Genomic DNA, 13,849 nt, shown 5'->3' with positions numbered 1-13,849 from the left:
ATCGCTATTGCCCCATGACACCAGCCTTCTCGCCATGCTCGTTATGGGACTGGTCCTCGCTTTCATCGGCGGATTCATTGCCAGCAGGCTGAAGCTGCCGCCGCTCGTCGGCTATCTGCTCGCAGGCGTGGCGGTCGGCCCCTTCACTCCCGGCTTCGTCGGCGATGCTGCGCTGGCGAACCAGCTCGCGGAGATCGGCGTGATCCTGCTGATGTTCGGTGTCGGGCTGCATTTCTCGATCAAGGATTTGGTCGCTGTCCGCAGGATCGCCATCCCCGGCGCGCTCGTCCAGATCGTGGTTGCGGCCCTGCTCGGGGCGGGCCTGGCGCATCTCTGGGGCTGGACCACCGGGGCGGGCCTGGTTTTCGGTCTTGCCCTGTCGGTCGCGTCGACCGTCGTGCTGCTGCGCGCGCTCGAGCAGCGCAATACGCTCGATTCGATCAACGGCCGGATCGCCGTGGGTTGGCTGATCGTCGAGGATCTCGTCATGGTGCTGGCCCTTGTGTTGCTGCCGGCGTTAGGGCGCGCGCTGGGAGGGGAAGGAGCTTCGGGCGGCGCGGGCGATATCGCGCTCGTCTTGCTTGTCACGCTCGGAAAGGTTGCGCTGTTCCTTGCGCTTGTCCTGATCGTCGGAACGCGCGCCGCGCCCTGGATATTGGAACGTGTCGCCCGAACGGGCTCGCGCGAATTGTTCACTCTGTCGGTTCTCGCGACCGCGCTCGGTATCGCTTTCGGCTCGGCCGCCCTGTTCGGCGTGTCCTTCGCACTCGGCGCCTTCTTTGCTGGCGTGATCCTCAGCGAAAGCGATTTCAGTCATCGGGCGGCCGCGGACTCGCTGCCGTTGCAGGATGCTTTTGCCGTCCTGTTCTTCGTCTCGGTCGGGATGCTGTTCGATCCGGGCATCCTGGTCCGTGAACCGTCCGCCGTTCTGGCAGTGCTGGCGATCATTCTGGCCGGCAAGTCGGTTGCGGCGTTTGGGATCGTGCTGGCCTTCGGCTATCCGGCGCGGACGGCGCTGACCGTCTCGGCGAGCCTGGCGCAGATCGGCGAGTTCTCCTTCATCCTGATCGGCCTGGGCGTCACCTTGGGGCTGGTCGAGGCGGAAGCGAGGGACTTGGTCCTCGCCGGCGCGCTGCTGTCGATTACGCTCAATCCGCTCGTCTTCATCGCTTTCGACGGCTTCGAGAGATGGCTGCGACGACGACCGCGGCTGTTGGCATTGCTGGAGCGGGGAGGCGATGAGAGCCTTTCCCGTCTGCCCGACGCGAAGCACAGCAGCTTTCGCCATCACGCGGTCGTTGTCGGCTACGGCCGGGTCGGGCGCGTGGTCGGTAGGATGCTCAAGAGCGAAGGTCTTCCCGTTATCCTCGTCGACAAGGATCGACGCCGCGTCGAGGCGCTGCGCGAGCGCGGCATTACGGCCATCTATGGCGAAGCATCGACCCCGGGTATTCTCGAGGCGGCGGATATCGCCCAGGCGCGGCTGCTCGTGATCGCGACGCCGGATGGCTTTCAGACACGGCGCATCATCGAGATCGCGCGCGAGCTCAATCCCGAAATCGACACCGCGATCCGGACCCACAGCGAAGCCGAGGTCGCCCATCTCGAAGGTCAGGGCGTCGGCCTCGCGATCATGGGCGCGCGCGAGCTGTCGTTCGGCCTCGCCGGCTATGCGCTGCGCAGCCTCGGCATTTCGAAGAAGCGCGTAGCGGCCATCGTTCAGAAGGAGCGCATATCCGGGGAAGGCGGCGCGTTCGAGCGCCGGCCCGACATACCGCCTCGCGAAGCGCCAGAACTGCGCCAGCGCCGGGGGGATGACGAGGATGCAGGCTGATCCGGTGCGCAGGCCCATTCTGCGTGGCGAATTGATGCCCGCATCATGTCCGTCTGTGATAGGATGTGTCATCACCCGATTTCGATCGCAAGCTTCCCGTGACTGAGAGACCTCGAGCTCCCGCTTGCCCAGCGGGAGTCTATTCGATGATTTCCATCCACGAACCCTCGCGATCTTTCGGCCGGATCATTCGGTTGTGGAACCGGCTTCTCCATCACGGGCTGGAACATGTTCCGCAAACGATGGGAAACGCGTTTCACCAGTCGCGGCGCCGGCGACACGACCTTGAGCGCGCAATCGAAAGCTGGGAGCGCGAAAACGACGCCTGCTCGGGGGCGCCGCAAACAGCCCATCCTCAAGTCGTGTCGTCGTCTTCTGTCCAGCATGCCCTTGAGCAATGGGACAATGAGGGCGGAGCACAACCAGCGAAAGGAACGCGATCATGATACTGCACAATCTCTTCGGCCGTCACCTCGTCGATTTCAAGGCGAGCCACTGGGATCGGGGGCGCTTCGTCAGCCATTGCACCGTTTGCGGTTGCGAGATGGTCAAACTACCCGGCTTGGTATGGCAGGCGAGCGGACGGCGGGGCTGAGACGATCGGCTCTGCCGCTCGACCGGACGGAATCGCTCTATTAGCGACCCGGCATGATAAACAGGAACAATGCCCTATCCCGCGCGTCTTCTCCATGCCCACTACCGGGCAATTGAAGAGAGGAGAATGGTCATGGTCAACCCCGACCAGAACCAGACCGGCAGCCAGCCGGGCCGCAAGTCGGAAGGCGAGCGCCAGCCCCAGCAGGAGGACGGCGGCCGCCGTCAGCCCGGCCAGCCGGACCGCGACAAGCGGCCTCAGCAGGGTGGAGAAGCGGAAAAGCCGGGCAAGCAGAGCAGCTAGTCCGAGCTAACCGATCGTCCCCAGGCCGGGCTGCGTGTCGATACGTGGCCCGGTTTCGTTTTGGAAGTGTCCTGCCGCGCTTCAAGTCATTCCCGCTCGCCGACAGTATCCGATTTCCCTTCACATGCGGGAACGGCATGCCTGTGCAACCGCGTCGGCAAGGCTGGCATAGCGATAGCCGTCTAGGAGATAGGTCGCGGCGGGCACGCGGGTAATGCCGTATCGATCGAGTGTTTCACGCTCGGCGGCGTCGATACCGCCGCATTTGCATGACCGGTCGTTGCCGGACGGGGTCTTGTCCATGTCGAAGCCTTTCAATCCTTGAGCTGGTCGAGAAGTGTCGTGATCCTGATCGTGGCGACGGTCGAAAAGGCGTCCGATATGGCATAGGGAAGCAGGATGCGCTCTCCGACCTTGATGGCGCCGCACGAATAGACGACGTTCGGGACATAGCCATGGCGCTCCGCGGTCGCGGGCTGGACGAGCGGTACGCGCGAGCGCCCGAGCACGCGCGAGGGATCGTCCTTATCGAGCAGAACCGCGCCGATCGAATAATGGCGTACGGGGCCGACGCCATGGGTGAAGAGCAGCCAGCCTTCGTCGAGTTCGATGGGCGAGCCGCAATTGCCGATTTGGACGAACTCCCAAGGATATTTGGGCTTCACGATCACCTCGCCGAGGCTCCATTCGTGGAGGTCGTCCGACAGGATGAGGTGCAGGCTCTCATTGTCGTGGCGCGCGATCATCGCATAGCGCCCGCCGATCTTTCGCGGAAAAAGCGCCATCCCCTTGTTGTGCGCCGCAGCGCCCTTGAGCGGTGCCAGATGGAATGTCACGAAGTCCCGGGTTTCGATCAGCTCCGACCTTATGCCGCTTCCGCTGTAGGCGGTGAAGGTCGCATAATAGATGGTCTGGCCTTCGTCGTGGAAGGCGACGAAGCGGGCATCCTCGATCCCGTTCGCCTGCCTCTCGGTGACGGGGAAGATCACCCGCTCCGCGATGTCGCTGGCGGGATCGAAGCCGAGTTCCAGACGATCGCCGACACGGGCGGTCACGACGGGCGTCGCGGCGAGCCGCGCGGGCGGGTCGATGGTAACGGTTCCGTCGGCGGCCAATATTCCCGACCGGAACGTCAGGGAAGAGATGTGGCCTTCGCCGACCGCGCGCAGGCTAAGGATGAAGCGGCGGCATCCTGCGGCGACTCCCGACTGGTCGGGGTGCGGCACGATGCTGGGATTGAACAGCGCGGCTGCTTCGAAGCTGTACTCATGAAGAAAGTAGGCGCCGACGAGCTGACGCTGCGCCTGCGAGAAGCTCTTGTGAGCTGTGAAGGCATCCTCCATTTCCGCGGCGCGCCGTTCGAATATTGCGGGGAGGTTGCGGTGCCGGTCGTCGAAGTTTCGCAGCGTTTCGGCAAGCAGCGCGTCGGTCTCGTCCGCGGTCATTGCGAGGACGCGGTCGACGATGTGATTGGCGCGGGTCTTGTCGACGGGATGCAGGTCTCGGGGTTCGACCGCCGGCCGGAACGGCCGGACGACGACGCGCGACGGGTCGGGCCGCAAGTGAAGCGCCTGCCGGTTGAAGAAGGGCGCGGATGGCGGAGCCCCGTCAGGCATTGATGGCTTCGTGTGTGGATGGGCTCGGCTGTGACGGCGCCCGCCGGTCCGCCGCTCTCAGGCGCTGCATATCGGCCAGCGCGAGCAGGAAGGATAGCACCGATTCCGCCCCCCGGTTCTCGTTCGCGCGGTCCGGGTGGAGGCCGTCGCGGCAACTGCCCGTCGCGAGGTCAGCCAGCTTGATGCCGAGATCGTTCGCGCCAAGAAACCATGCGAAGGCGCGCTCGGCTTCCGCACGCCACGAAGAGTCTGGATCGACGCCTTTCGCCGCGATACAGGCCGCGATCGTCGCGCAAGCCTCCAGCGGCTGTTGATCGAACGGTTCGGGACTATTGCGCGAGGTCATCAGGAAGCCATGCGAGCCGACGGGCCGGAAATGACCTTCGGGCGCCGTCTGCATCGCCACCAACCAGCGCAGACTTCGCAATCCCGCTTCGACCATGGTCGCCGAGAGCGCTGCGGCGCCCGTGACGATCAGCGCTTGCGGCAGCCGGGCGTTGTCATAGCTGAGGCCATTTTCGAACCATGTCCATTCGGGACCTTCCTGTTCGCCCAGCAACCTTTCGAGGCGGCCGGCGAGTTCGGCACGCAGGCGCGCGGCGGCATGATCTTCGGCATAAACCGCGCAATAGGATGCGAGGCCGAGCAAGGTGAACGCCCAGGACCGCGGTGAGGTGAAGGCCTCGACGTCGGCCAGCGCCTCGCTGAACAGCTCTTTTGCCCAGCGCGCATGGCCAAGGGAGCAGGCACGCGCACTATAGGCGCCCAGCGCCCAGAGCGTCCGCCCGTGACTGTCCTCCGAGCCCGCATCTTCCAGCCATCGCCGGTCGAAGCCCATGAAATTGCGAAAACGCCGATTGCCCGGATTCCAGCCGTGCTGGATGAAGGCCGCGAATGTGGATGACAGCCGGCGCGCCAGCGGCGCATCGGGGCCGCCGGCGAGACCGCAGCACAGGAGCAGCGCCCGTGCATTGTCGTCGATGCAATATCCATGACTGCGGTCGGCGATTGCGTGAACGGCATGCTGGAATATCCCCGTGTCGTCGGACATCGCGGCGAGATGGTCGAGCGAGATCGGTGGGAGGTCGGGTTGGACGTTCGTCCGCAGGCGGACTGGCCCGGGTTCGGGCATCCCCGCCTGGCCGCCGGACGCGAGCCTGCGCTCACGGCAAGCCTTGCGAAAGCTCGCGGCATAGCGCCGCGCCGAATTGGCCCAGATCATGGGGCGGCTCGCCGCATAGGCCTTGCGCCCCATCGCCAGACGTTCGGTGTCGTTGCCCAGCAGATCGGAAATCGCCGGGCCGAAGCCTGCCGGATTGTCGAACGGGATCAGGACGCCCGACCCGTCGGCGAGCAACTCGGCGGCGTGCCAATAGGGCGTGGAAACGACCGGACGCCCCAGACCATGCGAATAGGCGAGCGTTCCCGACGTCATTTGCGCCGCCGCCAGATAGGGCGTCGCATAGACATCGCACATCGCGATATGGTCGAGCAGTTCGGGGCGGTCGACGAAACGGTTGATGAACGCGACATGGTCATCGAGGCCAAGCTCGCGTACCCGCGCCGTCAGCGTGTCGCGATAACGCTCGCCCTCACGGGCCAGCAAGGCGGGGTGGGTGGCGCCCATCACCACATAGAGGACATCGGGCGTGCGCCGGACAATCTCGGGCATGGCCTCGATCATCGTCTCGATACCTTTGTTCGGGCTCATCAGCCCGAATGTCAGGATCACCTTGCGATCGGTAAACCCCAACCGCTCCTTGGCGGCTCGCGCCGAGGCGAGCGGAACATCGGGAATGCCGTGGGCGATAACGTCAATCTTCCCCGGATCGGCGCCATAGACATTGATCAGCATGTCGCGGGCCTTGTCGGCCATGACGACCACCCGCGCCGATGCGGTAACGATATCCTTCATGACGCGGCGCTGCGCCGTGGTCGGCCGATCGAGAACCGTGTGCAAGGTGGTGACGAGCGGCGCATCGAGCCTCGCTATGAGGCCGAGAATCAGCGCGCCTGCCTCGCCGCCGAAGATGCCGAACTCATGCTGGAGGCAGACGAGATCGAACGCCTCGCGATTGATGAAATCGGCGGCGGCGCGATAGTCGGCCACCTGGCCCTGCCGGATTGTCTTGCGGACGGCTGGCGGAAATTCGTGGTCGCCGCCCGGCTCGATCATCGCGACAATGGCCGTATCCGCAACCTCGCCGAGCGCGCCGACCGCGAGTTCGAGGTCGGTCGTGAAGGTGGCTATGCCGCAGCGGCGCGGGAGGGCATTGCCGACGAACGCGATCCGCAGCGCCGGCGTGTGCAGGCCATCTCAGTGCTTGCCTTTCGGTTTGGCGGTCATTTTCACCGCAGACGCCTCTTGGGCGGCAAGGGCAGTGAGTGCTTTGGGTTTTGCTGCCTTGGGCTTGCGGATCTCGCGATTGCTGCGCTTTTGCGATTTTGCCATGTCAGACGTCCTTCCGTTCGATCATCCGATACGAGAATTCGTCCGAACGCCGCGGGCGGGCCGAAGCGATCGCTCCGCTCCGGACATTCGGAGAAAGATAGGGACGGTGACGGTAGGGGAAGGATTTGAAGCACTGACCGAGGCTTTCGATCTTGCGCCGATATCGCATGACCTCCGAGGGTTTGGTCGCGGCGGAATAGCGCATCAGCGCGATCTGTTCGTCTTCGAGTAGCTGATTGAGGCACATGGTGCGTGCTCCTGCATCAAGCGAGAGCACAATTTTTGTCCCTCTGTCACATGGAGCTTGTTCAAAATTCAGGTGATGAGGGCCTTATACCACGGATCGCGCAAACCACCCCACGAATTCGGGGCAATTCGAATGCCTATATGTTTATCATTGCGGCCAACACTTCCCGGGCAGAGCGACACCAACCTGACGGCAATGGCTATGATCTGTTGATTTTGGAGGATTTGCGCGCGGTTGCGAACGCAGTCGGCCGCACGCCTCGCCGGGGGCAATCGACCGCATTCGTATCGAGCCCGTTCGCTATTGGCTTGTCGTTTCCGCAGCGTTGCGCCGCGCGCGATCAATTCATTAGTCCTGCCTGGGCGGCCTGCCTATGTCATGGAGCGTATGAAGGCGCTCGCCGACGATTTGCCAGATATGGGCGGCCCCGCGATCGCCAAGGCGAACCGCCCCGGCTTCCTCGTCGACGGCAAATTGTTCCGAAGCATTGCCGTAGCGATATTCCGCGTCGAGCATCGCCCTTGAAATGACCTGTTCGCGATCAGGCGCATCGGCTTGTTCGCTCAAGCTGCGCTCCCGAATCCGCTGGCGGAGGAGTTCGGCGCGTTCATCATGGATGTTGACGTTTCGCCAAGTCTCCAAGGGCAATTGCCCGGTATGGCCGCGCGCGATGTCCTTGTCCGTCGATGGCCATGCAGAGCCGGGATTGACGGCGCTGCTGTTCCCACCGTCGTCCATCGATATATTGTCGGCAAGCGCTGCGAGCGCCATTTCATCGTATCCGAGCGACCGATAGATATCGCGGCCGATGACCCAGCGCGCTTCTTCTATCTCGGCCAGTCGATCGACTATATCTTCGAGTGCGGAGGCGCTGCGTTCTTGGGGCGTCATGCTGAGCGCCTTATGAATGAGAAGCTCGGCAATGAATGTGTCGCCGAGGAAATCCGCATATCCGGCAGCCTGCTCCGAGGTTGTCGGGTCGGCTTTGAGGCGGGCGGAACCGGGCCGCCTTTTGTCGGCAGGCCCGTCGTCGAGACCGCGCCGGTCGCGATATTCGGCGATCCGCCTGGCATAAGAGTCGGACAGATCGAAGCTGGACGGAGGATGTCCGTCGCGCCGCGCCCGGCTTACGGCAATCAAGGCCATCTGATGATGATAGAGAAGTTGATCGAAATCCATATTCCGTCTCCCGCGTGCGGGAGCGCGAAAGTCTCTCGGTCGCCAACATGCAAAAATGAGGCTGACGATACCCCCGTAGGTGGTGCGAACAACCGCTCTTTACAAGGCCAGATGGTCGCGCTGACCCGTTTCGCAGCGAACCACCGCGGTATCGTTGCGATCCCCAAGTCTGTGCGCCAGGAACGCATGGTCGAGAATTTCGCGATCCTCGACTTCCAGCTCGACGACGAGGATCTCGCCAGGATCGCGACCCTCGATCGGAAGGCCAGCAGCTTCTTCGATCACCGCGACCCGGCGAAGGTGAGGTGGCTCGGTACCCGCAAGCTTTAGGTCGATGAAAGGCTTCGCGCCGTCCCGGCGCGACGCAAATGCCGCACATGATCGAGAAGGCTGCCGCGACGGCGGTTCAACTTATGCCTGCCGAGACGGCCGAGCTTAGCCAAAGCCGAACAACCGCGGCGCGACGGCATTCCAGATGTCACTGCGTGCGATCCGCGACTCGGTCGTGTGGAACGGAATCAGGATCAGCGCAGCCCGGAGCGGTACCGGATGAATCGGTTCCACCCAAGCCCCCCAAGATCTGAATCATAGGACCCTCTCCCGGAAAATCGCCGAAAATCGTCTGGCTCGTCGGCTGTGGTCTTGGCTGTGAAGCGACGGGGTGCCACCGGCCAAACATTTGGTCAGCCGTTCGAAGCGCGCCGGATTTTGGATTCCCGCAAGGCCGGCGATATATTCGGGAGATAATTGGAGTCGCACCTATGGGAACGAAGGCCACTCGCGACCTGTGGGGCCAAGCCCTCGCCATCGAAAATCAGTTTGGCGATCGTGGGCCCGAGGTTCTCGCACGGCGTATCGACCGGCTGCGCGATGCTGGTGAAATCGAGGACGCGGAATTCTGGTCGCAGGTCGCCGGATGCCTGACCGATCTGCATGCGATCCGCCTGCCGGGCGCTTGCGCCGTCAATATGGACGGGCCGCGCGGCCAGCGCCAAAGTGCACACACGCCATGCAATTCGGCCTCGCCGGATACACCCGCGGAACGCGTGCAATTGAACTCAGTCGATCAGTTTCAGAGTGATTAGCTCGACCCTTTCTCTTCGACGGGTTCAATATCGGCTATCAAAGCACCCAGGCTGAATTTCGGCGCCGCCCGGTTGTCGGCTGCAAGCCGCTGTCGATCCGCAGCATTGCGAGCCGGCAAGCACGGGGCCGAACCCCCTCTCTTGTAAATGAGAAGCCGCTACCCCATCTCCATGAGATCGTCGGCGTCCTTTCGCTTGCCGGGGACTGAGAGACCATCGCGCTCCCGCTGAACGGGAGGTGGACGTGGATCTCAATCAACTCCTTTATCATCACCAGATGGCGCTGATCGCAGCGAACCGCGCCCACCGCGATGGGCGGCCCCACGCCAATTTCGATCTTCCGCGCTATTATGCGAAGCGGATCGGCGAGTATCGCGCGCGGCGCGGCCTCGGCGTCGGTCCGGCCCTCATGGCCGATCGAGACGGCGGCCCGCGCGCGGATCCTCCGACCTCGGCACAGGGCGACGACTATCCGGTTTTTCTTGGCGACACGCTGGTTGCCGAACTTCTCGTCAACAAGGCGCTGGCCATGACCGAGGCCGAGCGCGCGGCATGCGCGCTGGGCGGCATAGCCGAGCGCTTGACCGATCTCCACGAAGAGCTGTGGGTCATCGGACACGATATCTACCAGGCCCTCGATCTCGACGAGGAAAAACTCGCGAAGCTGGCTGCCGACCTGCCTCCGCCCCCCCCCCACGAACGGCAGGCCGTGCATCTGCGGCCTTTCCGCCCGCAGTCGGACGAGGGCATCGTCCATAGCTATGTTGACCAGTTCAGCGTGGGAAGCTTTCGCTATACCAATATCGAGGATGCCCGCGCCGCGCTGCGTCGTCAGCGCGAGAGCGCTGCGAATTCCGGGAGGCAAGCCAATGATGCCTGACCGCAAGGAGATGCCGGCGGCGCGCGCGCGGACCAATCCGTTCAGGCGGCGCCGGCCCTTCGCACCGCTTCCGCCGCAAGAAGCGAAGCGTCAGGGCGCGATCAGCGCGCTCGCTTTCCAGTTGCTCGGCGGGCGCGATCCCGCGCTGACCTTCCTGAATGGCGAAAGCGCCGAATTGCGCGGCCGCCCGATCGCAATCGCCACCCTGAGCGATACGGGCTACGCTCTCGTCGAGCGGGAAATCCGCTCGCGCGCGGCCGAGACCGGTGAGCGCCATGTCAGGTGATCGGGAAGCCGCGCGGCATATCACGCGCACATGGTTCGAGTGGGAAATCGACGGGCTGGCACGCAAAGTCATTCTTGTCGTCGAAACCGATCTGGCCATGCAGCCCGACGAGCAGGACTATGACGCGCTTACTCTCGACATGCTGCGTACGGAAGCGATCGCCCGGTCGCGGGCGTCGCCCGGCGCGATCGATCGCATTCGCATCGTGCCCGTTCGCTACTAGTGGCCATGACACAGGGATGGAGCATCCGGCATGGCCGATTATGAAATCACCGGCATCCGGCAAGGCGGGATGGACGGACGGACGCATCATATCGCGGCGGTAAAAGTCGGCGAAAGCCTGTTCCTCGTCGATCAGATCATCGACTGGACGAAGGACGAGGTTCATCGCTTCTGGATATGGTTCCAGGAAGAGAGGATCGATATCGTGGCGCTACAGCACGGCTCGTCGCGGCGTTTTTATCTCACCGTCGACGGTGGCGGTTTCCCGCCGGCTGCTTTGCTGTCGCTCCCGCGCGTTTGATAGCGCGCGGGATTTGGACTTTCTGCTGCACCGGAAATCGTGCGGGCCATCGCGAAGAGACTTCGGACGATCGGGCAAATCTCCATCGCAAAAGGGCCTCGCATCTGCATGCGAAGCCCTTTCATCCTCTGCGCTCGTGACCAAAGGAAGCCCCATTGGCCTTCCCGGGTCGCGAGGAAAGCCTTTGTCATACGACAATAGGCCGATGCTAGGCGATGTCGAGCGCGATCGCGCCCGAGCCGGTCTTTATCACCGCGACGGGCCGCCGCGCATGCGCGCTGCTATATCCGACAAAATCAGGTTCGAGACCGCGTTTTTCGCGAAACCGGTTGATCCGCCGGGCATAGTGGTTCGGGAGATCGAAACCGGCGGGTGCTTCGCCGGCGCGGTGTGCCCGGTCGGCAGCGATCACGGCCATTTGATGATGATAGAAGAGCTGGTTCATATCCATGATGGTGTCCTGGTGGGGCCTTTCGTCATGCTGACGGCCGCCGTGCCGGTGATTCAGGTTCGCGCTCGCGGATTCAGGCGAGACATTGGGCACGGACCGCTTCGGCGAGCCGATCCCTGTCAGCGCGGGCCTGTTCGGATTTGAACTGGCGGTTGGCCAGCGCGTGCCACGCGGCGGCCGAACGGAGATTGCGCTCGCGAACTAGTGTCAGGTCCGCCGCGGCGGCGTCGGCCTCGCATCGCTCGGCCTGTTCGCGATAATTGTCGCTGGTTGCTGCCACGGCGCTTTCCTTTCGTTCAATCGATCATGTCGGCGATCAGCCGCTTCAGTTCGCGGCGCGAGAGCGTTGGCGAACGGCGCGGCGTGCGGCCTATAGTGATCGGATTGCCTGCCAGCGGGAGGCCGGCGAGCGCGGGTAGAATGGTGTTGGTCTGAAACATATTGGTCTTCTTGATTCTCAGGTGTCAGCGGCGCTTGCGCGCGCCGCCGGCTGGACCGCCGGGGCCGCGATCGCGGTAGACGATGCGGCCCTTGGTCAGGTCATAGGGCGTCATTTCGACGCGGACGGCGTCGCCGACCACCGAACGGATACGAAAGCGTCGCATCCGTCCGGCGGTATAGGCGATCAGCCGATGGCCATTTTCAAGGATGACGCGGAACCGCCCGTCGGGCAGGATTTCCTCGATCGAGCCCTCGAAGCTGAGGACATCTTCCTTGGCCATTGCCGAAGGGCCGGGTCAGGCCGCTTCGAGATTGACCGCGGAGATCTTGCCGTCGCGGCCGGTTTCCAGTTCGTACGAGACGCGCTGGTCCTTGCCCAGCGACGCCATTCCGGCGCGCTCGACGGCAGTCACATGGACGAAGCTGTCGCCCGAGCCGTCTTCATTCGAGATGAAGCCATAGCCCTTGTCGCTGTTGAAGAATTTGACTTTGCCGATCGGCATGAGTGTTTCCTTTCACGAAAACAGGATATCCGCCGGCAAAAGCACCGACAGAGCTGGAAGCGTGAGAAGGGAAGAATCGCCCCGGAGCGGGGTATCAAAATTCCGTCGCAGGCGACGTTAGCAACTGTGATATGGGCCATCCTTTTCGAAAAGTCAAGTTTCTGCCTGGATTTTCATTAAATGGCGAGGGCGGTGTTTCCTGTTTTTCTCTTTGAGGACTGGAATTATTCAATCGCAGCTTCTTACGGTCGCGGCCTCTCGTCGCCTTCTCGACCTGCTGGCGGATCTGCGCGATGCGCGTCGATGTCAGCTCTGGTGCCGATATAAGCGTCGTGTGCTCTGCATGAGCTATTGATTGGGACGTCGCCAACGCGGCGGGATTGGCTGGATGTATCTATGTCCGTGCCGGGCGGAATAACCACCTTCCAGAGCCGCACAATGCATAGCTTCCTATGTCTTCTGCAATAAGCGCCGTTCCAAGAGGCTTGCGAAACCACGGCGGCCATCTGCGATAATAGCGACGGTTAAGGGGGCAACGGAACTTCAGCCTGCGGTTCGGTTTAATTCAATCGCCATTGTTAGCGTCTGTCGTGCTTGACCATTCGGCTCTCGGCGCGGCGATCGCTTGCGTCAACAACGCAGTCTGGCCAGTGTCGATATATGTAGACGACATCATCGTGTCCTCGCACGATGTTGCGACGGTTGATCATGCTTTGAGCGAAATACGCGCTGCCGCCGATGCATCCGGCTTCGTTATAAATGATGCCAAGTCCGATGGGCCCGCAGCAGAGATCACCGCTTTCAACATCCATATCGGTAGCAGGCGTATGGAAATTGCTGCTGATCGGATGGTCGAATTTCTCGAAAATATTCAAGGCGGTTCGGACGAACAAGTCGCCGGAATCCTGAATTATGTCGGTAGCGTAAATGAAGGTCAGAGGGAGCTACTTGTAGCTGGGAGGGACTAACCCGAATCTATCGGCTTTCAAATACCGGATACGGGATGGCTATAAGCGCCCTTCGGTCGATCACGGTATCCGCAAAAGGTAGGATGCTCCGGCGGCCAGCCGCTCTGTCGGAACGCTATTCGCCCAAAACGCTGAAAGTGTTGAGGAACCTTCGAAAGTCGCGGCCTCGTCGATCAATTTCCTATTCCGCGCTCCGCGGCGCGGTCTCCTAGCACTAACTGTGCTCGGCCAAATGCCCAAGCATGTCGAGTAATACCGTACGGCGTGCGGCATCGTGCTCGACCGGCCGCTGGCGGAGAGCGAAAAGGACGGCGGTGCCCGCATTTCGGCTCGGGCTCATCAGAGGTGGAACGGCCGACATCAGGCGCGATGCAGTCACGCCGATACCTATAGCGAAATCTGATAGCCCTTCGCACTGCGTCGCGGCGCGTCATCACGCGCCATAACCGTCATATGAGATTTCACCGGCCCGGCTGATTTTTGGGA

21 protein-coding genes are annotated in these 13,849 nt (G+C 62.6%); 10 read left to right on the top strand and 11 right to left on the bottom strand.

Translation table 11 applies throughout. The annotated features are described in order from the left end of the window. Positions 1–34: 34 nt before the first annotated feature. The 3 genes from ybaL to SGRAN_RS22600 all read left to right on the top strand — a co-directional run bounded on the left by ybaL (position 35) and on the right by SGRAN_RS22600 (position 2,732). Entirely contained in the window at positions 35–1,834 is a 1,800-nt protein-coding gene (ybaL, locus tag SGRAN_RS12660) for a YbaL family putative K(+) efflux transporter (RefSeq protein ID WP_311880704.1), read from the top strand. A 442-nt stretch (positions 1,835–2,276) separates the two neighbouring features. After that, positions 2,277–2,429: a hypothetical protein gene (locus SGRAN_RS22605; protein ID WP_156482940.1), complete on the top strand. Its 153-nt coding sequence runs from the start codon at positions 2,277–2,279 to the stop codon at positions 2,427–2,429. Positions 2,430–2,555: 126 nt separating this feature from the next. Beyond that, positions 2,556–2,732, top strand: a complete 177-nt coding sequence (locus tag SGRAN_RS22600) for a hypothetical protein (protein WP_156482939.1) — start codon at positions 2,556–2,558, stop codon at positions 2,730–2,732. Between the two features lie 120 nt (positions 2,733–2,852). Here SGRAN_RS22600 and SGRAN_RS12655 read toward each other — a convergent pair whose 3' ends face one another. From SGRAN_RS12655 to SGRAN_RS12635, 6 genes are all read right to left on the bottom strand, one after another. Continuing rightward, positions 2,853–3,035: a hypothetical protein gene (locus tag SGRAN_RS12655; protein ID WP_067184129.1), complete on the bottom strand. Its 183-nt coding sequence runs from the start codon at positions 3,033–3,035 to the stop codon at positions 2,853–2,855. 11 nt (positions 3,036–3,046) lie between these two features. After that, complete coding sequence (locus tag SGRAN_RS12650) at positions 3,047–4,348, bottom strand: glycoside hydrolase family 130 protein (protein WP_067184126.1); 1,302 nt, start codon at positions 4,346–4,348, stop codon at positions 3,047–3,049. After that, positions 4,341–6,524 carry a glycosyltransferase family 4 protein gene (locus SGRAN_RS12645; protein ID WP_237233498.1) on the bottom strand — a complete coding sequence of 728 codons (2,184 nt, stop codon included), beginning with the start codon at positions 6,522–6,524 and terminating at the stop codon, positions 4,341–4,343. The genes SGRAN_RS12650 and SGRAN_RS12645 overlap by 8 nt, the downstream gene beginning before the upstream one ends. A 141-nt stretch (positions 6,525–6,665) precedes the next feature. After that, positions 6,666–6,800, bottom strand: coding sequence for a hypothetical protein (locus SGRAN_RS23155; protein WP_255211373.1), 135 nt, complete (start codon positions 6,798–6,800; stop codon positions 6,666–6,668). Position 6,801: 1 nt separating this feature from the next. After that, entirely contained in the window at positions 6,802–7,077 is a 276-nt protein-coding gene (locus SGRAN_RS12640) for a hypothetical protein (protein WP_148650869.1), read from the bottom strand. Positions 7,078–7,395: 318 nt separating this feature from the next. Continuing rightward, positions 7,396–8,226, bottom strand: coding sequence for a hypothetical protein (locus tag SGRAN_RS12635; RefSeq protein ID WP_067184121.1), 831 nt, complete (start codon positions 8,224–8,226; stop codon positions 7,396–7,398). 111 nt (positions 8,227–8,337) lie between these two features. Between SGRAN_RS12635 and SGRAN_RS12630 the strand changes: the two genes are divergently transcribed. The 6 genes from SGRAN_RS12630 to SGRAN_RS12605 all read left to right on the top strand — a co-directional run bounded on the left by SGRAN_RS12630 (position 8,338) and on the right by SGRAN_RS12605 (position 11,000). Further along, positions 8,338–8,556, top strand: coding sequence for a hypothetical protein (locus SGRAN_RS12630; RefSeq protein WP_067184118.1), 219 nt, complete (start codon positions 8,338–8,340; stop codon positions 8,554–8,556). A 431-nt stretch (positions 8,557–8,987) separates the two neighbouring features. Continuing rightward, positions 8,988–9,311: a DUF6961 family protein gene (locus SGRAN_RS22250; RefSeq protein ID WP_067105485.1), complete on the top strand. Its 324-nt coding sequence runs from the start codon at positions 8,988–8,990 to the stop codon at positions 9,309–9,311. 238 nt (positions 9,312–9,549) lie between these two features. Beyond that, entirely contained in the window at positions 9,550–10,191 is a 642-nt protein-coding gene (locus tag SGRAN_RS12620) for a hypothetical protein (RefSeq protein ID WP_141237177.1), read from the top strand. A 10-nt stretch (positions 10,192–10,201) separates the two neighbouring features. Further along, positions 10,202–10,477, top strand: a complete 276-nt coding sequence (locus tag SGRAN_RS12615) for a hypothetical protein (protein WP_067184112.1) — start codon at positions 10,202–10,204, stop codon at positions 10,475–10,477. After that, positions 10,467–10,700 (top strand): hypothetical protein, encoded by a 234-nt coding sequence (locus SGRAN_RS12610; protein ID WP_067105482.1) that lies wholly within the window; start codon positions 10,467–10,469, stop codon positions 10,698–10,700. The genes SGRAN_RS12615 and SGRAN_RS12610 overlap by 11 nt, the downstream gene beginning before the upstream one ends. Before the next feature lie 30 nt (positions 10,701–10,730). After that, the gene (locus SGRAN_RS12605; protein ID WP_067184110.1) at positions 10,731–11,000 is read left to right on the top strand and encodes a hypothetical protein; all 270 of its coding nucleotides are present in this window, start codon (positions 10,731–10,733) and stop codon (positions 10,998–11,000) included. 208 nt (positions 11,001–11,208) lie between these two features. On the opposite strand, the gene SGRAN_RS12600 is transcribed toward SGRAN_RS12605, so the two are convergent. From SGRAN_RS12600 to SGRAN_RS12585, 5 genes are read right to left on the bottom strand one after another with little or no spacing between them, the layout of a single operon-like run. Next, complete coding sequence (locus SGRAN_RS12600) at positions 11,209–11,544, bottom strand: hypothetical protein (protein WP_141237178.1); 336 nt, start codon at positions 11,542–11,544, stop codon at positions 11,209–11,211. Beyond that, entirely contained in the window at positions 11,525–11,731 is a 207-nt protein-coding gene (locus SGRAN_RS12595) for a hypothetical protein (RefSeq protein WP_067105479.1), read from the bottom strand. Before SGRAN_RS12595 ends, SGRAN_RS12600 begins: the two co-directional genes overlap by 20 nt. A gap of 16 nt (positions 11,732–11,747) precedes the next feature. Then, positions 11,748–11,891 (bottom strand): hypothetical protein, encoded by a 144-nt coding sequence (locus SGRAN_RS22595; protein WP_156482936.1) that lies wholly within the window; start codon positions 11,889–11,891, stop codon positions 11,748–11,750. 24 nt (positions 11,892–11,915) lie between these two features. Beyond that, complete coding sequence (gene infA / locus SGRAN_RS12590) at positions 11,916–12,173, bottom strand: translation initiation factor IF-1 (protein WP_067105478.1); 258 nt, start codon at positions 12,171–12,173, stop codon at positions 11,916–11,918. Positions 12,174–12,188: 15 nt separating this feature from the next. Continuing rightward, positions 12,189–12,395, bottom strand: coding sequence for a cold-shock protein (locus tag SGRAN_RS12585; RefSeq protein WP_067105477.1), 207 nt, complete (start codon positions 12,393–12,395; stop codon positions 12,189–12,191). Between the two features lie 590 nt (positions 12,396–12,985). Here SGRAN_RS12585 and SGRAN_RS22245 point away from each other — a divergent pair. Next, complete coding sequence (locus SGRAN_RS22245) at positions 12,986–13,363, top strand: RNA-dependent RNA polymerase family protein (RefSeq protein ID WP_169799620.1); 378 nt, start codon at positions 12,986–12,988, stop codon at positions 13,361–13,363. Positions 13,364–13,849 lie beyond the last annotated feature (486 nt).

Source organism: Sphingopyxis granuli, from assembly GCF_001559015.1.
GTDB lineage: Bacteria > Pseudomonadota > Alphaproteobacteria > Sphingomonadales > Sphingomonadaceae > Sphingopyxis > Sphingopyxis granuli.
Note: the sequence above shows the minus strand (reverse complement) of the source record. Positions and strands in the feature narration are given on the sequence as shown.